The sequence below is a fragment of the Candidatus Amarobacter glycogenicus genome, from assembly GCF_016704105.1.
GTDB classification, from domain to species: domain Bacteria; phylum Chloroflexota; class Dehalococcoidia; order Tepidiformales; family Tepidiformaceae; genus Amarobacter; species Amarobacter glycogenicus.
The window spans coordinates 133,025-151,580 of the sequence record NZ_JADJAT010000020.1 but is presented as its reverse complement, the minus strand read 5'-3'; the positions used below and the strand labels follow the sequence as shown (position 1 = coordinate 151,580).

The 18,556-nt window shown below is 65.8% G+C and carries 20 protein-coding genes and 2 pseudogenes; 16 read left to right on the top strand and 6 right to left on the bottom strand.

Features of this window, described 5'->3' with window-relative positions:
• Positions 1–15: 15 nt before the first annotated feature.
• The 4 genes from obgE to IPG14_RS15060 form a co-directional block, all read right to left on the bottom strand.
• Positions 16–1,275: a GTPase ObgE gene (gene obgE / locus IPG14_RS15075; protein WP_343392363.1), complete on the bottom strand. Its 1,260-nt coding sequence runs from the start codon at positions 1,273–1,275 to the stop codon at positions 16–18.
• A gap of 334 nt (positions 1,276–1,609) precedes the next feature.
• Positions 1,610–1,816: a type II toxin-antitoxin system HicB family antitoxin gene (locus IPG14_RS15070; RefSeq protein ID WP_343387228.1), complete on the bottom strand. Its 207-nt coding sequence runs from the start codon at positions 1,814–1,816 to the stop codon at positions 1,610–1,612.
• A gap of 254 nt (positions 1,817–2,070) precedes the next feature.
• Positions 2,071–2,721, bottom strand: coding sequence for a fructose-6-phosphate aldolase (gene fsa / locus IPG14_RS15065; protein ID WP_343386357.1), 651 nt, complete (start codon positions 2,719–2,721; stop codon positions 2,071–2,073).
• A 48-nt stretch (positions 2,722–2,769) separates the two neighbouring features.
• Positions 2,770–3,213 (bottom strand): hypothetical protein, encoded by a 444-nt coding sequence (locus tag IPG14_RS15060; protein ID WP_343392362.1) that lies wholly within the window; start codon positions 3,211–3,213, stop codon positions 2,770–2,772.
• Positions 3,214–3,325: 112 nt separating this feature from the next.
• Here IPG14_RS15060 and IPG14_RS15055 point away from each other — a divergent pair, with 112 nt between their 5' ends.
• The 3 genes from IPG14_RS15055 (at position 3,326) to IPG14_RS15045 (ending at position 6,251) form a co-directional block, all read left to right on the top strand.
• Positions 3,326–3,739 carry a TIGR03618 family F420-dependent PPOX class oxidoreductase gene (locus IPG14_RS15055; RefSeq protein ID WP_343392361.1) on the top strand — a complete coding sequence of 138 codons (414 nt, stop codon included), beginning with the start codon at positions 3,326–3,328 and terminating at the stop codon, positions 3,737–3,739.
• Positions 3,740–3,867: 128 nt separating this feature from the next.
• On the top strand, positions 3,868–4,713 hold the full coding sequence (locus tag IPG14_RS15050) for an SDR family NAD(P)-dependent oxidoreductase (protein WP_343386354.1): 846 nt from the start codon (positions 3,868–3,870) through the stop codon (positions 4,711–4,713).
• Positions 4,714–4,799: 86 nt separating this feature from the next.
• The gene (locus IPG14_RS15045; RefSeq protein ID WP_343392360.1) at positions 4,800–6,251 is read left to right on the top strand and encodes an AarF/UbiB family protein; all 1,452 of its coding nucleotides are present in this window, start codon (positions 4,800–4,802) and stop codon (positions 6,249–6,251) included.
• A 17-nt stretch (positions 6,252–6,268) separates the two neighbouring features.
• Here the strand turns inward: IPG14_RS15045 and alr are convergent, their stop codons facing one another.
• A complete protein-coding gene (gene alr / locus IPG14_RS15040) occupies positions 6,269–7,456 on the bottom strand; it encodes an alanine racemase (RefSeq protein ID WP_343392359.1) in 1,188 nt (395 codons plus the stop codon).
• A 248-nt stretch (positions 7,457–7,704) separates the two neighbouring features.
• Here alr and IPG14_RS15035 point away from each other — a divergent pair, with 248 nt between their 5' ends.
• From IPG14_RS15035 to IPG14_RS15000, 8 genes and pseudogenes are all read left to right on the top strand, one after another.
• The gene (locus IPG14_RS15035) at positions 7,705–9,753 is read left to right on the top strand and encodes a lytic transglycosylase domain-containing protein (protein WP_343392358.1); all 2,049 of its coding nucleotides are present in this window, start codon (positions 7,705–7,707) and stop codon (positions 9,751–9,753) included.
• A 75-nt stretch (positions 9,754–9,828) separates the two neighbouring features.
• Positions 9,829–9,971 (top strand): annotated as a pseudogene (gene rpmH / locus IPG14_RS15030) (50S ribosomal protein L34).
• 12 nt (positions 9,972–9,983) lie between these two features.
• Complete coding sequence (gene rnpA / locus IPG14_RS15025; protein WP_343392357.1) at positions 9,984–10,328, top strand: ribonuclease P protein component; 345 nt, start codon at positions 9,984–9,986, stop codon at positions 10,326–10,328.
• On the top strand, positions 10,325–10,540 hold the full coding sequence (yidD, locus tag IPG14_RS15020) for a membrane protein insertion efficiency factor YidD (protein ID WP_343392356.1): 216 nt from the start codon (positions 10,325–10,327) through the stop codon (positions 10,538–10,540). Before rnpA ends, yidD begins: the two co-directional genes overlap by 4 nt.
• Before the next feature lie 761 nt (positions 10,541–11,301).
• Entirely contained in the window at positions 11,302–12,444 is a 1,143-nt protein-coding gene (locus IPG14_RS15015) for a PQQ-binding-like beta-propeller repeat protein (RefSeq protein ID WP_343392355.1), read from the top strand.
• The gene (locus IPG14_RS15010; protein ID WP_343392354.1) at positions 12,441–13,265 is read left to right on the top strand and encodes a YidC/Oxa1 family membrane protein insertase; all 825 of its coding nucleotides are present in this window, start codon (positions 12,441–12,443) and stop codon (positions 13,263–13,265) included. Before IPG14_RS15015 ends, IPG14_RS15010 begins: the two co-directional genes overlap by 4 nt.
• A 9-nt stretch (positions 13,266–13,274) precedes the next feature.
• Entirely contained in the window at positions 13,275–13,952 is a 678-nt protein-coding gene (locus tag IPG14_RS15005) for a Jag N-terminal domain-containing protein (protein ID WP_343392353.1), read from the top strand.
• Positions 13,844–14,335, top strand: a complete 492-nt coding sequence (locus tag IPG14_RS15000) for a R3H domain-containing nucleic acid-binding protein (RefSeq protein WP_343392588.1) — start codon at positions 13,844–13,846, stop codon at positions 14,333–14,335. Before IPG14_RS15005 ends, IPG14_RS15000 begins: the two co-directional genes overlap by 109 nt.
• Here IPG14_RS15000 and IPG14_RS14995 read toward each other — a convergent pair.
• Positions 14,319–14,780: a hypothetical protein gene (locus tag IPG14_RS14995; RefSeq protein ID WP_343392352.1), complete on the bottom strand. Its 462-nt coding sequence runs from the start codon at positions 14,778–14,780 to the stop codon at positions 14,319–14,321. The two genes, IPG14_RS15000 and IPG14_RS14995, sit on opposite strands and share 17 nt — an antisense overlap.
• Before the next feature lie 190 nt (positions 14,781–14,970).
• Between IPG14_RS14995 and IPG14_RS14990 the strand changes: the two genes are divergently transcribed.
• The 5 genes and pseudogenes from IPG14_RS14990 (at position 14,971) to IPG14_RS14970 (ending at position 18,510) form a co-directional block, all read left to right on the top strand.
• A complete protein-coding gene (locus IPG14_RS14990; protein WP_343392351.1) occupies positions 14,971–15,180 on the top strand; it encodes a hypothetical protein in 210 nt (69 codons plus the stop codon).
• Positions 15,177–15,800: pseudogene (locus IPG14_RS14985) on the top strand (AAA family ATPase); the annotation flags it as partial. The gene IPG14_RS14990 and the pseudogene IPG14_RS14985, both read left to right, overlap by 4 nt.
• Before the next feature lie 404 nt (positions 15,801–16,204).
• Complete coding sequence (locus tag IPG14_RS14980; protein WP_343392350.1) at positions 16,205–16,993, top strand: ParB/RepB/Spo0J family partition protein; 789 nt, start codon at positions 16,205–16,207, stop codon at positions 16,991–16,993.
• A complete protein-coding gene (locus IPG14_RS14975) occupies positions 16,990–17,448 on the top strand; it encodes a RidA family protein (protein WP_343392349.1) in 459 nt (152 codons plus the stop codon). Before IPG14_RS14980 ends, IPG14_RS14975 begins: the two co-directional genes overlap by 4 nt.
• Positions 17,449–17,541: 93 nt before the next feature.
• Positions 17,542–18,510 (top strand): exo-alpha-sialidase, encoded by a 969-nt coding sequence (locus tag IPG14_RS14970; RefSeq protein ID WP_343392348.1) that lies wholly within the window; start codon positions 17,542–17,544, stop codon positions 18,508–18,510.
• Positions 18,511–18,556: the final 46 nt, after the last annotated feature.

Below are 18,556 nucleotides of genomic sequence, written 5' to 3'. Positions count from 1 at the left end.
CAAGAGGCGCCCAACTCACCCGTCCCAGGCCACCTCGACATCATCGAACAGCATCGTGTCGCCGGCCTGGATCCCTTCGCGCCGCAGCACCTTCGCGATACCCCAGCGCTCCAGGCGGCGCAAGATCTCGTCGTAGGCTCCGGGCATCTCCGTGTCCATCATCTTCACGAAACTCACCGCCCGGTAGCCTTCGATGACGAACCGGCCATCTTCGTTCTTGTGGACCGAGAACCGCTCCTCGCTCGCCGGCCGGAGGACCGGCATCTCTTCCTCCGAGTGGTCGATATCCTTGGTCTTCTCTTCATTCACCAGCAGCAACAACTCGGCGACGAGCGCTTCGCAGCCGGTTTCGTAGTCCGCCGAGATCACGCGGACCGGCCGCCCGACGTGCGCTTCGAGGGCATCCGCGGATTTCCGGGCCTGCTCTTCGTCCAGGTCTGCCTTACTCACCGCCACCACCCGCGTAACCTGCTCCAGCTTCGGGTCGTACGCGCGCAGTTCGCCTTCGATGAGTTCGAAGTCCGTGACCGGGTCCGGAGAACTGCTGTCGATGAGGTGCAAGAGCACGCGGCAGCGGCGGATGTGCTTGAGGAACTCAAACCCCAGCCCATAGCCTTCACTCGCACCTTCCACCAGGCCGGGAAGGTCGGCCAGCGTGAACCGGCCGTAGCCGACGTTGACCACTCCGAGCATCGGCTCGAGTGTCGTGAACGGATAGTTCGCGATTTTCGGCTTCGCGTTCGACACGGCCGCGAGGAAGGTGGACTTGCCCGCGTTCGGTAGCCCGATCAGCCCGACATCCGCCAGCAGGCGCAGCTCCAGGCGGATATCGACCTCTTCGCCCGCCTGGCCTTTCTGCGAGAAGCCGGGAGTCTTGTTCGTGGCTGTTGCGAACCGCTTGTTTCCCCAGCCGCCGCGCCCGCCGTGCGCCACCAGGACTTCGTCGCCCAACTTCGCGAGATCAGCGATCAGGTCTCCCGTCTCCACCTCGTGTACCACCGTCCCGGCCGGCACATTCAGGAAGATGTCCTCCCCGTGCGCCCCGGTGCGCAGGTTCGTACCGCCGTTCCCGCCGTTCCCGGCCCGGAACTTCCGCTTCGAGCGGTACTGCTCCAGCGTGTAGATGTCATCCACGGCCCGCAGGAAGACACGCCCGCCCCGCCCACCGTCGCCGCCATCAGGCCCCCCTTCGGGTACGAACTTCTCGCGGTGGTAGCTAACCACGCCGTTTCCGCCATCACCGCCAGCTACGTGAATCTCGATCGCGTCCAACATATCCAACCATCCAAACAGATAGCGCGATGAAAGGGAAACGTGGAGATGATGGTGGCCCGTTGGAATCTGTTGCGGTCCGACTCGTTCGAGTTCAATTCCGAAGCGCGAAGCGTTGGGATCCGGGTTGCGCTCGAGAGGCGAGCGCGGGGGCGAAGTCCAACGCGGACCGGAACCCAAGGAAGGCGCAGCGGACCGGGGCCGAGTTGCGAGGCTGGTCATCAGTCGAATCCCAACGGCCGGGCAGCCGCAGTGCCAACGTCTTTCCAACCCTTGCCCGAACGCGACTCGCGGGCATGCGCTCCCGCTGCTCGTGTTGTCCCAAGTGGGAATCGGTTCAGGCCGAAAGGGCGTGGCTCTTCGGGGCGGGAATAGGGTCTCCGTACTCTCGGGCGACGTCGAGCCACAGCGCCATGGCTTCCTGGATGTTGCCGGCAGCCTCCTCGTACGACTGGCCATGCGAGAAGCAACCCGGAAGGTCCGGGGCTTCGGCGATGAACAACGCGTCTTCGTCGCTCCAGTAGATGACGATCTCGTACTTCACTCGTCCGGCTCCAAGACCTCGAACTCAAGAATAACACGGCGAACCCGGCGAACCTGATAGGGGGCGGCGCGCTTTCCGTGCGGGCCAGAGTCAACCGGACCGGCACACCCAACCGGCGAAACGCAAGGTGGCTGCCCCGCGTCCGAACCGTGTACCCAAGGCGTTCGAGGACCCGCACCAGCAGTTCGAAATCGATGTTGCCGTCGTTCCTTGCATCGAGGATGCGGTTGATGTCCTTGTCCCGCTTCTTCCCCTCAGATGAGGCCGGCTGTCCTTGCATCGGCAAGGAACCGGTCGATACCAATGTCCGTCAGTGGGTGTTTCAGCATATGGGGGATCAGTGCGGCCGGAATAGTCCCGATGTGTGCCCCCGCGGCCGCCGCCTGCGCCACGTGGAGCGGGTGCCGAAGGCTCGCCGCCAGTACCCGCGCTGGCAGGTCATGCGTCTCCACGAGGTGGACGCACTCCCGGATGAGTTCCATACCATCGTAGCTGACGTCATCCAGCCGCCCAACGAACGGGCTGAGGAACGTCGCACCGGCCAGCGCCGCCAGGAGCGCCTGGTTCGCCGAGAAGACGAGCGTCACATTGATCTTGATGCCTTCCGCGCTGCAGCGGTGGATAGCCTCGAGCCCCTCGGAGTCGATCGGGATCTTGACCACCACGTTCGGATGCCAGCTGGCCAGTTCCCGCGCCTCGGCCACCAGGTCGTCAGCCTTGCGCGAGACGCACTCCGCCGAAATTGGCCCATCGACCACCGAGGCGATCTCCTGGATGCGCTGCCGGTAGCTGACACCGCCCTCTTTCGCCAGCAGGCTGGGGTTCGTCGTCACGCCGCTGATGACACCGTAACGGGCGGCCGCCCGCACCTCGTCGATCGAAGCCGTATCCAGGAAGAGCCGCATGGTCCAAGTCCCCCGCCGAATCTGCGGGAATCGTACTGGAGTACGCCCTCACGGGCGCGGCCGAACAACCTCACCGGGGACTGGTGCGCCGGCGTGCGGGTCATGTGGGCGGGCTGGACGGAACGCCCGGATGATCGCTGCAACGAGGGCTACCGGCCCCGCCCACAACGCGAGGATGAAGAAGAACGGCTCCTCCACCTCGAAGAGCGCATAGACCAGGTTGTGGAGCAGGATCGCCAGGATGATCGCGGCAAAGGCGACGAGGGCGAGACGGATCGCTCCGCCAGTGCTGAACCGCTCGACGAAGATCAGCACGCCGCGAACCGAGAGGGCCGCTCCCAGCACGAACACAACGTAGAAAACGGTGACGGCAACGGCCAATTTGGCCCCTTTCGCATCCTCGTCACCCCCGACGATCGAAAACACCAAACCGGCGACCAGCACCGCGGTTCCTGCCAGCAGCCAGAGCGTCCCTCGCTTCCATCTCGCCATGTACAGCATCGTGGCGTTCGGACCATCCCGTTACGAGGTACGTTCGGGACGAAACCCGGGGTCAGATGGTCACGCTGGTGTCGTCAGGCGAATGACGCGCTACAGTCCTCCAATGTCCGAAATGTCCCCCGACGATATCCACGCATTCCTGCGAGAGACTCGCATCGCGAAGCTCGCCTACCTCCAGCCGGACGGCGCACCGACGATCGTCCCGGTCTGGTTCGAATGGGACGGTCATGTCGCCCGCGTCTTTACCTCCCGCACATCGCGGAAAGCCGCCCGAATCGGCGTGGACTCGCGTGTGGCGCTCTCCGTCGAGGAGCCGGTAGGGGTGAAGGAGCGCTGGGTGACTATCGAGGGCGAGTGCAAGATCTCCTCTGAAGGCACCATCGCCCTGATCGAGCGACTGGCCAATCGCTACTACGACGCCGCAGGCGCGGAAGAGGCGATCAAATCCTGGACTGGCCGACCCGAGATGTGGGTGACGTTGACCATCCGCCCGTCCCGGTTGCGCAGCTCGGGCTAGCGCGGAACAAACCAGGAGGCTGTGCGGTTGCCTGTGCTCCCGGGATACAGGCTGCATCCGGGTGCGAATTCGGGGAAATGCAGTAGACTCGGCCCGCTAACTCTCACGTACACGTTAGGAGGTCCCAGATGGGAAAACTCGATGGCAAGTCCGTCATCGTCACCGGCGCGAGCCGCGGCATCGGCGAAGAGATCGCCAAGATCTTCGCGTCCGAAGGCGGAAAGGTCGCCTGTGTCGCCCGTACCCTGAAAGAGGGCGACCACGTCCTTGAAGGGTCGCTCCAGAACACCGTCAACCAGGTGAAGGCCGCCGGCGGCGAAGCCATGGCGATCACCGCCGACATCTCCGATTACGACCAGTGCGTCCGCGCCGTCGAACAGGCCCGTGCCGCTTACGGCCCCATCGATGTCCTCGTGAACAACGCCGCCCTCACCTACTTCATCCCGATCAAGGATTACCCGATTTCGAAGTGGCACCGCTCCATCGGCGTGAACTTCCACGCCCCGTTCTACTTCAGCCAGCTCGTCCTGCAGGACATGCTGCCTCGCAAGGCCGGCTCGATCGTCAACATCTCGAGCGGCGCCGCAATCGGCCCGGGTCGCGGGCCCTACAAGGGCGATTTCGGCCGCGGCGGCACCCTCTACGGCGCCGAAAAGGCCGCGCTCGAACGCTTCACCCAGGGCCTCGCCTCCGAGGTCTATGCGGACGGCATCAGCGTTACCTGCGTCTCGCCGTCCCAGGTCGTCCCCACGCCGGGCACGGTGCATCACCATCTCGTGACGGGCATGGATGACCCACGTGGCGAGCCCCCTCTTCTCATGGCCCGGTCCGCGCTGCTGCTGGCCACGGAGCCGCTCGACAAGGTCACCGGGCGTGTCACCTACAGCCAGGAGATCCTGCAGGAGTTCGGCTGGATCACGAACGGCAAGGGCACCGGGATCGACCGGAAGGGTTCCGGCTACTCGCAGGTCTAGCACCGGCCGTCGCTTTGCCGGCGAGCCCCGCTCATCCGTGTTCCCCAAAGGATGAGAGGGGCCCGGCTCTGTTACGCTTTTCACAGATGGATGATCGCTCCTGGGCGCCGATCCCGATCGAGATGCCGCACCCGGGGCTGGGCCTGCGGGCGAAACGCTTCGCCCGGACTGCGGCCGTCCTTGCCCGGACTCTCGGCCCGGCAGGCGCGAAGGTCGCCCTCCGGCGTCAACCGAAACAAACCGCCCTCGCACATGGCGCACGCCGTGCCTGCGAGGAGCTCGGCGCCACCTATGTGAAGTTCGCCCAGCTCGTGGCCTCCGCACCCGCCGTTGTCGGGCCCGCGGTTGCCGATGAGTTCCGGGGCACCCTCGATCGCGGCCCCGGCGTTTCCTACCGCGAAGTCCGCCGAGTCTTCCATGAACAAACCGGGAAGACGATCGGGGAGGCGTTCGCCACCTTCGAAAGACGTCCGTTTGCCGCGGCTTCGATGGCCGTCGTCCACCGGGCCACCCTCCACGACGGTCAGGAAGTCGCTGTCAAGGTCCTTCGGCCCGGCCTTGGGCGTGTTGTCGCGGCCGATCTCGGGCTCATGATCCCGTTCTTCCGTGGCCTCGCGCGGGCCGGCAGCGAACAGGCTTTCCAGCTCGTCGGCTACCTCGATGGCCTGAAGGAACAGATTGGCGAGGAACTCGACCTTCGCAACGAAGCGCGCAGCATGGACCATTTCCGGACGGTCTTCGAGGAGTTCAACCTCGACCTCCTGGTTGTCCCGCGCGTCTTTCCGGCGTTCAGTGGCGAGCAGGTCATCACCATGGAGTACCTGAAAGGGTCTCCCATCGACGACCTTGCGTCGGTGGAACAGCTCGGCCTCGACCCGAAAGCGCTCATCCGCGAACTGCTCCGCGCCTGGGTGCTCACCGCGGTCCACACGGGGACGTTCCACGCTGACATCCACGCCGGGAACCTCCTTGCGATGCCCGATGGACGGCTAGGGATGCTCGACTGGGGCATCGTCGCCCAGCTTGACCCCGAAACGCAGATGCTCATGCAGAAACTCGTCGAGGCTTCGCTCGGAGACGAGACGGCCTGGGACACGATCACCGGCACGCTCATCAAGGCGCAGGGCGTCACGTTGCGAGACGGCCTCGGCCTCAGCGAGCCGGAAGTCCACCGCGTCGTCCGCTCGATGATGGAACCGATCCTCGTGATGCCCCTCCGCGACGTGAGCATGGCCAGCATCTTTGCCACTCCCGATGAGGTGTACCGCCTGGCCGGGCGCGAAGTGGCGCCAAAAAGAGGCCCGATCGAGCGGATCAAGAAGGTCGTCCGTACCGCCCGCGCGCACAAGGTGGCCTTCGCAGCGGGCTACCACGAAAACAGCTTCCAGCGCTCGAACTTTCTCAGCTCGAAACAGCTGATCTACCTGGAGCGCTACGGCCGGATGTACGTCCCCGAGCACGCCATCCTCGGCGACAAGGAGTTTCTCGAAGGTGTCGTTGAGAGCATGAAAGCACGGCGGGCGGAGCGACCAGCCTGACAGGGAGTTCCGCCTAATCACCACATCGGCGGAGCGAGGGCTTCGACGGCCCCGGCCCGGTGATAGAACCGCGGGAGGCGGGCCTGGAGCGAGGCGAGCACGTCCCAGCTGATCGTCCCCGCCGCTAGCGCAACGTCCGAAGCCGAAATCGAGTTGTTCCCGTCGCTCCCGATGAGTGTCGCTACGTCGCCCTCGGCCACGCCTTCGAGTGACGTTACATCAACCAGGAACTGGTCCATGCACACCCGCCCGACCATCGGGCAGCGTTTGCCATGGATGAGGACGCTGCCTTCGTTGCCAAGGCCCCTGCGCCAACCGTCAGCGTATCCAACCGGGATCAGGGCAACGCGCGATGGCGCCGTCGCTCGCCAGGTAAGCCCGTAGCTCACGCCTTCACCGGGCTCGACCGCCGTCACCCTGGCGACGCGCGCCCGCAGGGAGAGGATGGGGGCGACCACCGGCCCGCCGGTGTTCGGTGGGATGACGCCATGGAGGGCAAGGCCCACCCGGACGCCCGAATAGCGGAGTTCCTCGCGTCTTAGCGCCGTGGCCGAGTTCGCGGTGTGGCGGTAGGGGATCCATGGCAGCCGTTGGGCCGCGAGCCGGAAGATCCGGTGCTGCTCATCGGCGAAGGAGTCGTCCGCCTCGTCGGCGTTGGCCATGTGCGTCGTCAGGCCTTCGACCTCGATATGAGGGAGGTTCCGGAGCTCCTCTGCCAGGGCGACGGCGGCGTCGAGTTCGAGCCCGAAACGGTGCAGGCCGGTGTCGACTTTGACATGAACTTTCGCGGTTACTCCGGCGTTTGCGGCGGCCCGCGAGATCGCCTCGCCCAGTTCGAGTGAGTGGCAGGTGAGCGTAAGTCTCGAACGGACAGCAGGCACGGCATCTGCCGGAAAGGCGTGGCCCAGCACGAGGATGGGGAGCGCCACGCCGGCCTGGCGGAGCATGTAGCCCTCGTGTGGCCACACAACCGCGAACCTGGCCACTCCCGCCTGTTCCAGCGCCGGTGCGAGCGCAGCGGCTCCGGCTCCATAGGCGTTTGCCTTGACGACAGCGATGAGTTCGGAGCCGCCCATGGCCTGCTTCAAGGAGCGGACATTCCCGGCGGCCGCGGCCAGGTCAATCTCGATCCATGCGTTCTGGTTTGTCGTGGCCTGGACGAGGGATTCGTGGGCGATTGCTGTCGGGGTCAGGTGTTCACCCATCCTTTCCCGCGGCGGGGGAGGGCGCTTCCCCATGGCGCGGCTGAGACCTTAGCATCGGAGAGGTGATGGGAGCGCGCAATCACCGAAGGCTCGTGTGGGGGCCAGTCGCCGCCCTTCTGGGCGCCTTAGCCGCCGCTTCATGTTTCTGGGAGGACGGGGATCCTCCGCCGGATCTGCCGCCCACGGCTTCGTCCGTTGCTTCAGTTCCTGGGACCCTCCCTCCGGCGACGGCCGCTCCAACTGCCCCGGTGCTGCCTGCCGATATCGCGTCCGCCCAGGTGTTTTATCGCGAAGGGCGCTACGGGGAGGCTCGCTCGGCGTTCCAGCTGGCAGCCGGACGAACGAAGCCGGGAGGCGAACAGGCGGAGGCGTTCCTCGGGGCCGGGAATGCAGCGTTCTCGTTGAACGACGCGGCAGCCGGGTTCGATGCGTACCGCCAGGCGGTTGAGGTCGCGCCGGCAGGAAGCCAGGTCGCGGTCCGGGCTCGATACCTCTTGCTCCTCCAATTGAACAATGCCGGGCGGCACGCCGAAGCAGCGGCTCTGTTCAATGCGAACCCTTCGCTTGCCGGAGGTTCTCCGCTGGAGCCGTATTACCGGTTCGAAGGGGGCCGCGCCCAGTGGTGGCCCGCCGGCAATGAAATGTGGCTTGCTCTCCTTCGGGATCCCGCGGTGAGCCCCGCGCTGAAGACATCCATTCGGCAGCAGTCCGTGACGGAGTGGCGCAATCGAGGCGATATGGCGGGCCTGGTTTCGGCGCTGGATACCTTGATCGCCGACACGGGGGATCCCGCAGCACGGTTGGAGCGGGCTGAGCTGGCCTCTGTCGCGGGAGACTCCCGGACCGCCTCGGAACAACTGCGGATCATCGTCGCGGACGACCCATCGAGTCGATACGCGGGAGCGGCGCTGGAGCTTGCGAGGAAGCTCGACGTTTCGATCGACCCCGGAGTGGCCGGCCTTTCTTATTACCGCCGGGGCGCCTATCGCCAGGCCGTGGATGTGCTCCTCCCAGCCATTGAAACTGCCGTGACCGAAGGCGACCTGGCGTTCCGCGCCTACTACCTGGCCGCAAGCTACGAAGACTTGGGTTTGTGGGCGGAAGCCGTGAGGTTCTATGACAGGGCGGCGGCGGTGACAGGGGCTTCGCCATATGTTCACCGGGCGAAGTACTGGGCCGCGAGGGTGACGGAACGGAGCGGGACTGCGTCAGAAGCGAGTAGGCGTTATGTCGCTTTGGCCACGGCCGGTCCGCAGGGGGAGTTTACCCAGGAGGCGGCGTTCCGGGCGGGATACGTGCTCTTCGAAGCGGGCGATGGGGCTGGCGCGCTGGTTGCCTGGTCTGGCCTCGGGGCGGCATCGAGTGCGCGGATGGAGTACTGGCGCGGGCGGGCGCTCGCTGCATCGGCGGATGTGTCTGGCGCCCGTCGCGCCTATGAACGTGCAGTTGCGCTGGGTCCGTTCGACTTCCACGGGATCGAAGCGGCCCGGGAGCTGGGGAGTGCGGATACGTTCGATCCTCGATTTGTTGAGCGGGACCTGGGCAAGCCGGTCGACTGGGCGGCCGTCGCGTCCTGGCTCTCTGGGCGAGTCGGAGGAGCGGCGCCGGGTTCAGCTCCGACGGCAGCTTGCGAGCTCATGGCTGCGGGGCTCCGCGTCGCGGCTACAGCGGAGATCTGGGCGGCGGAGGCTCGAGGCGGGACCTGGCGCCGGTTCGAACTGATGCGGGAGGCGAGCGAATGCGGGTTGACTGATTCGGCGGCGCGGCTCGCGGTCAGGATTCGGGAAGAGGCCGGCGTGGCATCTCACCAGGCTCCGAAGGACTTGCTGCGAGTTTCTTACCCGGTCGATTACGCGGGAAGCCTGGCGGTCGAGGCGAAAAAGGCCGGGCTGGACCCGCTCTTCTTCGCTTCACTGATCCGGCAAGAGAGCTTCTGGGACCCTACGGCGGGGTCATCGGCCGGGGCCCTCGGCCTTACCCAGGTGATCCTGCCGACGGGCGAGGCCCTCGCGGCGGAATTGGGCGTCAGCAGCTTTACCCTGGACATGCTGTTGCGTCCGGCCCTGAGTCTCGAGTTTGGGGCGCACTACCTCGCGGGACAGATGGCATGGTCCGGAGATGCTCTCGTCGCGCTCGCCGCTTACAACGCGGGCCCGGGGAACGCTGCCCGCTGGAAGGCCGGGGGAGCGGCCCGCCCGGCCGATCTCGTGGAAGCGATAGACTTCGCTGAGACCAAGAGTTATGTCATGCGCATTTATGAAGCCTACGCGCACTATCGCCTTGCCTGGGCGGATTGAGGGCTTGTTCGACCGTAATTGACGGCGATGTTATGGTGTGAGTTCGCGTCTGTAGAAGTTGACGGAGGATGCCAGATGGCAACGAAGCGCACGTACCAGCCCACACGATCCCGCGCAGGCGGGTGCACGGTTTCTTGAAGCGGATGTCGTCGCGTGGCGGGCGGCTCGTCCTGAAGTCGCGCCGAGACAAGGGCCGCAAGCGGCTCACCGTGGTGTAGGCTCGCGCAAAGATGCCCAGCACCGCTCCGGGCCGGTTGCGCAAGGGCGCCCAGTTCGACACGGCCTTTGAACAGGGGACCGCTTTCAGCGGCCCCCTTTTTGTCGTCCGCGTGCGAGCCAACGGTGCGGGGGTTTTGCGGGTGGGGTACGCCGTGGGAAAGCGCCTGCTTCCGCGCGCGACCGGACGGAACCGCGTTCGCCGACGCCTGCGGGCGGCTACGCGAGCGGCGGGCCTGCCGACCGGCTTCGACGTGGTCATTGTTGCTCGCGGCGGTGCGCTCACGGCCTCCTTCGACCAGCTGGTGAGCGGGGTCCAGGCGGGGTTCGCACGCGCAGCCCGGAAGGCTGCCGGATGATGGCGAGAGTGCTGATCGGGTTCGTCAGGGCGTACCAGCGGACGTTCGGCGCCGTGATGCCGCCGGTCTGCCGTTACGCACCGAGCTGCTCGGCGTACTCCGTAGAGGCATTGGAGCGGCACGGCGCAGTCAAGGGAAGCTGGCTGACGGTCCGGCGACTGGTGCGGTGCAATCCCTGGGGTGGCCAGGGGTACGACCCCGTCCCGGACTGAGTTCCGGGGCGGACGAGGTTCCCGGCGAACGGGGGCGGCAGATCCAAGGTTCTGCAATTCCCGTCGAGGCTGTACGTCTAGGGAGCGGCGGCTTCAGTAGAATACCGGCGTGATGCCCGGTCGTCCCCCACAAACGGCCTATGGGCTTCACGGCCATTTCGCAGACTGGACTCCGTTGAGTGCCGGGCCTGGGGACCCTGCTCCGGCCGCCATCATGGACCCTGCCTGGGGACGCCTGGGATGCCGCGATTGCGCTCGTTTTTGGGTTTGTGCCGTCGCGGCGAAAACGGGAACTCCCGGCGTCCTGGTGCGGAGCATCTTCAAAGCTCAACGGCAGTGAAGTTCGCGCGCGGGCGAGCCGTGAGCGGTACCGCGAAAGGCGGGAGAGCGCGTCGAACTTCGGGTACCGGTAAGGCGCCGCGTGAGGCGGAAGGCGTTTCTCCGGAGAGACGAGCATTCGCTCGAGAGAGTGTTTCACGTGAAACAGGGTGCGGTGAGGTGGGCTCGTGGCCTGCCGGTGTTGTGGCCCCGGGACTTGCGGCGTTTCGCGGCTCACATTCGAGTAGCGCCGGGGGCTCCGTGTTTCACGTGAAACAGTCCCGTCGGGTGTCCAGGCGGGGTTTCCGCGAGGCGTACTGGGTGCCGAGACCTGCTGTGCGGCACTGTTTCACGTGAAACAACGAACATATGTTCGCCTCTTGCCTCGACGTTTCACGTGAAACCCTCTGCCCTGTAAGCACCCGGGCTCGTACCATGGCAGGGTGAACTTCCGGCGCGGCGCCATCATCACCCTGGCGCTCCTCCTCCTGCCCCTCGTCTCCTCGTGTGTGAGCGTCCTAAACCCCACCGGGTGGGCTCCGGTCGCCTTTGACGGCGAGACTGCTTACGTCATCACCTCCAAGGGAAAACTCTCCGCAATCACCGTCAACGGCGACTCCGGCGCCGCCAGGTGGACTTTCCCCGATAAGGACCGCGACGAAGACGACAAACTCGATACCAAGGCCATTTACGGCGCGCCGGTCATCGAAGGCGACAGGATCTACCTCGCTACCTTCGAGGCCGGCGTCTTCGCCCTCCGCAAGGAGGATGGGCGGCCTATCTGGCCCACCGCTGGCTCCGACGCCGCTTCTATCGACGGAGATATCGCCGGCGGCGTCGCCGTATCAGGCGAAAATGTCTATTTCGCGACGACTGAAGGCCTGCTCTACGCCTTGCGGAAGGACGACGGGGCCCCGGCAACCGGCTGGGAGAAGCCGCTCAGGCTTGGTGACGGCATCTGGGCGACTCCGGTCGTCCATGGCGACGCTATCTACGTGGCAACTATGAGCGGCGAACTCCATGCGCTCTCGGCCATCGATGGCTCACAGCGCTGGAGCAGGCCGTTCAAGGCCTCCGGGGCTATCGCGGAGCTAGCCCTAATCAGTGATGAACTCCTCTTCGTCCCGAGCATCAACCGGCACGCGTACGTCGTGCGCATGGCGGATGGCAGCGTCGTCGCTGACTTCCGCGCCGACGACTGGCTTTGGACCACGCCTGGCGTCCAGGGGTCAAAACTGTTCTTCGGCGACTTTGGCGGGTCGGTGTACGGACTGGACATAACGAGTAGTGGCGTGGAGCAGCTCTGGGAACCTGCGTCCCTCAAAGGTGAACGCGTGCGCTCCGGGGCCGCGGTCGTCAACGGTGTGATCGTCGTCGTCGATCGGAAGCCGGTGGTGACGTTCATCGACGCGAATGACGGTTCCATCCTCAACACCGTCCCGATCGAAGGCGCCGGGACGGTCCGTGCCAACCTGGTGGTGAAAGACGGCGCCGCCTACTTCAGCACGACGGGCGGCAAGCTGTTCCGGGCGGAACCCGCATCCCGGCGCGTGGTCGAAGTACAGCTCAGCGGGGTGAAGAAGTGATCGGCGACATCTTCACCCTGCTCTTGTTGAACCCACTCGTGAACCTGCTGGTCTTGCTGTCGCACGTGCTCTGGGGAAGCTTTGGGCTGGCCATCATCGCCTTCACCATCCTCGTCCGCGTGGCAACGTTCCCGCTGACGCTTCGCCAGCTTCACGCCACCCGGGCAATGCAGGCACTCCAGCCGCGTGTGCAGGAGATCAACAAGAAGTACAGCGACCCGAAGCGCCGCCAGGAAGAGATGATGAAGCTCTACCGCGAAGGCGGGGCGAATCCGCTGAGCTGTCTGGGCCCGATTCTCCTCACGTTCCCGGTGTTCATCGCGCTGTATAGCGCCATCCGCATCGCCCTGCCCAACTCCCCCGAAGCGCTCGAAAAGCTCTCGAGCCACATCTACGGCTGGAGCTACCTCCAGCACGCCCTCCCGCTCGAGGAACATTTCCTCGGGGTCGACCTGCGTGGAAACGGCGGCGATAGCCTGATCGGCTATTTCTTCGTCGCTGCCGTGGCCGCCACCACCTTCATTCAGTCCAAGACCACGGTTACCACCAGCACCGATGAGCGCGTCCGCCAGCAGCAGCAAATGATGAACGTGATGATGCCGTTCATGTTCGCGTTCTTCGCGATGAGCTTCCCGGTGGGCGTTAGCCTCTACTGGGTAGTGAACTCAGCGGCACAGATCGGGTTCAATATCCTAACCTATGGTTTTCCGGCTCTTGGGCTGCAACCAGTGTTCAAGGCGCGCGCATCCGCCGCAGCGCCCCAGGCCGCTCTCTCTCCGATGGGGACGAGCGCACATCACCGACCTCTGCTCGTGAATTGAGGACCGCAAATGGATCAGGCCGAAGCAAGCGGCAAAACCGTCGAAGACGCCCGTAACAAGGCGCTCGCCAAAATCGGAGCTCGCCTCGATGAGGTGGAGTTCACCGTGCTTGATGAAGGGAAACGTGGCGGCCTTTTCGGCCGTGGCGCCCAGGATGCCGTCGTACGCGTCGTCCGTCTCGCCCCCCAGGACCGCGAGTCCACCGGCGGAGGTCCGCCGGATACCCGCATGCCTCGTCAGGGCGGCGGCCAGCGACGCGACGGTGGCGGGCGCCAACGCCAGGGCGGGCAGGGTGGCCAGGGCGCTGGTCAGCGCAGCGGAGGCTCCGGTGCGCGGCAACCGCGTGACGGTGGCCGCGCCGGCTTCGAACAGCCGCAGCCGAAGCTGACTGATGCCGATTTCGCCCGGGGCACTCGCCCCGCGACAGCCGAGCGACCCCCTCGCGACAACGGCACGAGCGCCGGGGCGGAGACAGGCCGCGGGCGCGCCCCCGGAGTGATTCGGCACAGGGCGCCCCGCGACCACCGCGCCCCGCCCGGCCACCGCGCGAACGCTCGTCGCGGGACAACGAGCCGCCGATTGCTCCAGATATCAACGCCCCGGAAGTTGATGCCGGTGCGCAGATCGTCGACGACCTGCTTCGCATCTTCGACATCGACGCGGAAATATCGATCCGCGAGCCGCTGACGCCGGGCGATGGCCTTGGGTCCGTCCTCGCTGTCCTCGATATCAAGGGCGAAGACCTGGGCCTCCTCATCGGCCGCCGCGGCGATACCCTCATCGCCATGCAGTACCTGGTCAACCTCATCCTCGGCCGGAAGTACCCGGGCCGCGGTGGCGTGACCATCGATGTGGAGCACTACAAGCACCGCAACGAGGAGCGAATCATCGCCATGGCGACCCGCATGGGCGACCGCGTGCGCGAATCCGGGAACGCTATCACGCTCGAGCCAATGTCCGCCGCGGAGCGCCGTCTCATCCATATGACCTTCGCGGAAGACCCGGAACTCGAGACCAACAGCATTGGCGAAGGCGAGAACCGCAAGGTCGTCATCAGCCTGAGGCAGTAAGGGGGCCACCACGCACACCCTGGTCGCCGGAAACGTCACTCTCGATCGGACCCCCTCGGGAGGGTGGACGCCCGGAGGTCCGTCGCTCTTCGCCGCCCTCGCCTTCGATGCTCTCGGGGCGGATGTCACGCTCATTTCGAACCTGGAAGAAGGCTTCGACGTAGAGGTGCTGGAGGGGCTCGACGTGCGCTCTTTCGAAGGCGAACTCCCTCGCTACGCCAATACCTACGATTCCCGCGGCGGCCGCACCCAGTTCCTGATCGCCGAGGGCAGCCCGCTCCGCCTCGTCCCCCACATCCACCCGGATGAGGTGCCCGATATCGCCTTCATCGCACCGGCCTTCCACGAATTCCCGCGGGCGCCGGTCCGCTTCAAAGGCTCCATCGTCGGCGTCTCGCTGCAGGGGCCGCTCCGCGCGCTCACGGGGCGCCAGCGCATCATTCACCACTCCCACCCATTTGTGGTCGCCGAGAAATTCGTGCGGCCGGGGTGGATCGGCTTCTTCAGCGAGGAAGATACTGCCGCCCCGGACGCACTTGCCGAATACATCGCGAGCCTCGGGGCAGTTGCCGTCCTGACGCGTGGCTACAATGGGGCTACACTGTTTGACAGTGATGGTTCTCAGGATCATTGGGATGCGATCCCTGCCCGTCTGGTCGACCCGACCGGCGCCGGAGATTGCTTCGCCAGCGCCTTCCTCTTCCGGCTCGCGGAAACGGGAAGACCTGGCAGAGGCCATGGATTTCGCCATCGCTGCGGGAGCCCTGGCTGTCGAAGGCCGCGGCCTCGATGGAATCGCCACCCGCGAGGACATCGAGGGGCGTATGAGGGAGGCGGACGAATGACCGCGACAGTTGTTTCGCTCGTGAACCAGAAGGGTGGCGTCGGCAAGACGACTACCGCCGTGTCCCTGGCCGTCGCCCTCGGCCGCAAAGGCCAGCGGGTCTTGCTCGTTGACCTCGACCCCCAGGCGAACGCGACCAGCGCCCTCGGCGTCGATGGCAAAGACGTCGCCGGCACCTATGACGCCATCCTCGATGGAATGCCGATGGCGGACTGCGTCGTCGCCGTGGAAGCGGAGTGCATCAGCGTCGTGCCGTCCAGCGCTGAACTCTCGGGAGCGGAAGTGGAACTCGTCCCCGTGATGGCGCGCGAGCGCCGGCTCACCGCCGCGCTGGACCAGGTCCGCGACAGTTACGACTGGATCTTGATCGACTGCCCCCCGTCACTCGGACTCCTCACGATCAACGCGCTCACCGCCAGCGACGCGGTCATCATCCCCGTGCAGTGCGAATACATGGCCCTCGAAGGCCTCTCCCGCCTGATGGAAACCCTGGACCTCGTAAAGCGGAACCTGAACCCCCGGCTCCACGTCCTCGGTGTCATCCTCACCATGTTCGATGCGCGCACACGACTCGCTCAGCAAGTTGTCGACGAAGTCCGTGGGCATTTCCCCCAGACCTTCGCCACCATCATCCCCCGGTCAGTCCGCCTCAGCGAGGCTCCAAGCCATGGGAAGTCCATCTTCCTGTACGACCAGGGGTGGCCGGTCGGCCACCGCCTACGATGCCGTCGCCTCCGAACTTCTCGAACGCGCAGGAGTGGCCGCATGACTCAGCCGAAACGTGGTCTAGGACGCGGGCTCGATGCCCTGTTCGGCGGCGCTGCCGCCCCAACCGCGGACCCCGAATCCGAACCCGAAAACCACGACGCGGTGGCCGCACAGCCCCCCGTCGTGACGAAGTCGTCGAGCCGTCGCTTCCCCCGGCAGCCCGTCGCCTGGCCGAACCCGATCCTCCGGCCCCCCGTTTCGAGCCGCGTGCCGCGTCCGTTGCGCCCGCTGTCCCGGTGCGGAGCCGCGGCCCCGAAGTGCTCGATATCGACCTCATCTCGCCGAACCCGGAACAGCCGCGCACCAACTTCGAACCAGAGAAACTCCGCGAACTCTCCGAGTCCATCCGCGAACATGGGATCATCCAGCCCCTCATCGTCAGCCGTGATGAAGATGGCGGCTATTTCCTCATCGCGGGGGAGCGCCGCCTCCAGGCAGCCCGCCTCGCCGGCCTCGAGACGGTGCCGGTCGTGGTCCGCCAGGCCGCCGATAGCGAGCTTCTCGAACTGGCGCTCATCGAAAACATCCAGCGCGCCGACCTCAACGCCGTCGAAGAAGCGATGGCCTACCGGCGCCTCGTCGAGGAGTACCAGCTCACCCAGGAAGAAGTCGCGAGAAGGGTCGGCAAGAACCGCGCCACGGTCGCGAATGCGCTCCGGCTCCTGCAACTGGAATCCGAGATCCGTCGCAGTCTCGTCGCCGGGGAGATCAGTGAAGGGCACGCCCGCGCGCTCCTCGGCCTGCCCGAAGGCCGCGGCCGGGTGAACGCCTGGCGCGAAGTCGTGAAGCGCAAGCTCTCCGTCCGTGATACCGAGGGTTACGTCCGCCGATCTCTCGCCGAAGTCCCTGCGACGACATCCTCGCCCGGCGCCCAGACGGCCCGGCGCGATTCCGCTTACTCCGATATCGAGTCCCGGCTGCGGCGAGCCCTCAGCACAAGGGTGAAGATCGAACCCCAGAAGAAGGGCGCCAAGATCGTCATCGAGTGCTACAGCAGCGAGGAGTTCGAGAACGTCGTCAGCACGCTCCTGGGAGAGTACCAGTGAGCCACGAAGCTCGCCTCAATGCGCTCGCCATCGACCTCCCGCCGGTGCCCGTGGCAGCTGGCCTCTACGCGCCGTGTGTCCGCAGCGGAAACCAGCTCTTCGTCTCTGGCCAGGTGCCGGTGAAGGACGGTGTGCCGATGCGCAAAGGCAAGCTTGGCGATGGCGTAACCATCGAGGAAGCCGCCGGCCTCGCCAGGCAGTGCGCCCTCCAGGCCGTCGCCATCGTCCGCAACGAACTCGGCACGCTCGACAAAGTGACCAGGGTCATCCGCGTCGGGGGCTTCGTCGCCAGTGCTGAGGGCTTCATCGACCACCCGAAGGTCGTGAACGGTGCTTCGCAACTCCTCCTCGACCTGTTCGGAGAGGCCGGGCGCCATGCCCGGGTCGCCGTCGGCCTCGCCGAGTTGCCTTTCGGCGTCCCGGTGGAAGTCGAGTTCCTCTTAGAAGTCAGCTGAGGGCCACCCGTCACTTTTCCGCCAGTCCGCGCCAATACGCGTTTGATGTTACATCCACCGTTACTCCGCTCGCTGCTCCTAACCGGCGCGTTCATGGCGTTCGCAGGAGTCGCCTGCGCGGACCGGGCGGTGGTGCCGGGTGTGGCCAGCGATTCTGTGCCCACGTCGCCGGCAACGCCGCCATCCACCGCAACACCGCTGCCTTCGCCTTCACCGAAACCCTCGCCGAGCGCCGGCCCGAACGCTCCCCCATCGGCTGACGGCCCCTGGAACCGCGACCTCGTCCTCTACTCCTCGGAAGACGGTTTGACGTTCTCGAACCAGAGGACACTCATCGAACGAGCGGGCGTCCCCGATGTCATTCGCGACTCTAGCGGGCGGCTCGTCGCCGTCTTCCAGTGGTTCCCCTTCGACAACCGGGATGCGTTCGACCGCGTCGCAGTGGCGTTCTCCAGCGACGAAGGCGAGACCTGGTCCAAGCCCGTCCAGGTCCAGGTTTCAGGCATGCCAGCGAACCTCATCCGCCCCTTCGACCCGACGATTGTTCAGCTTCCGGACGGCCGCTTCCGCCTGTACTTCACCAGCCGAGGGCAGGGCCAGACCGAGGTCCCAGGCATCTACTCGGCCATCTCCAGCGACGCGACGGTGTACCAGTTCGAGGATGGCCCACGGTTTGCCCCCGAAGGCGGCACCGTCGATGCATCGGTGGTCTTCTACCAGGCTGCCTGGCACCTCTTCTCACACAACCAGAAGGCCAACACCGGCCAGGGGTTCCACGCTGTCTCGCAGGATGGCCTCGCGTTCACCCGCCTGGCCGATGTGGATGCGGGCCAGGGCCGCCAGTGGATCGGCAACGCGGTAGTCACCGATGGCGTCCTCCGCTACTACGGTTCCGGCCGGGACGGCGTCTGGATAGCGTCCTCAAAGGATGGTTCAGCGTGGACCATCGTGGGCACGGGGCCATCGGCGGGCGACCCCTGCGCTCTCCGCCTCCCATCCGGGCGGACGCTCCTCATCGCGGTTGGCCCGCCCCGAGCAGACGCCGGACCAAGGCCAAACTGAGAACTCAACTGCACCGTCCCCTCAACCACGGGACGCATCCCGGCCC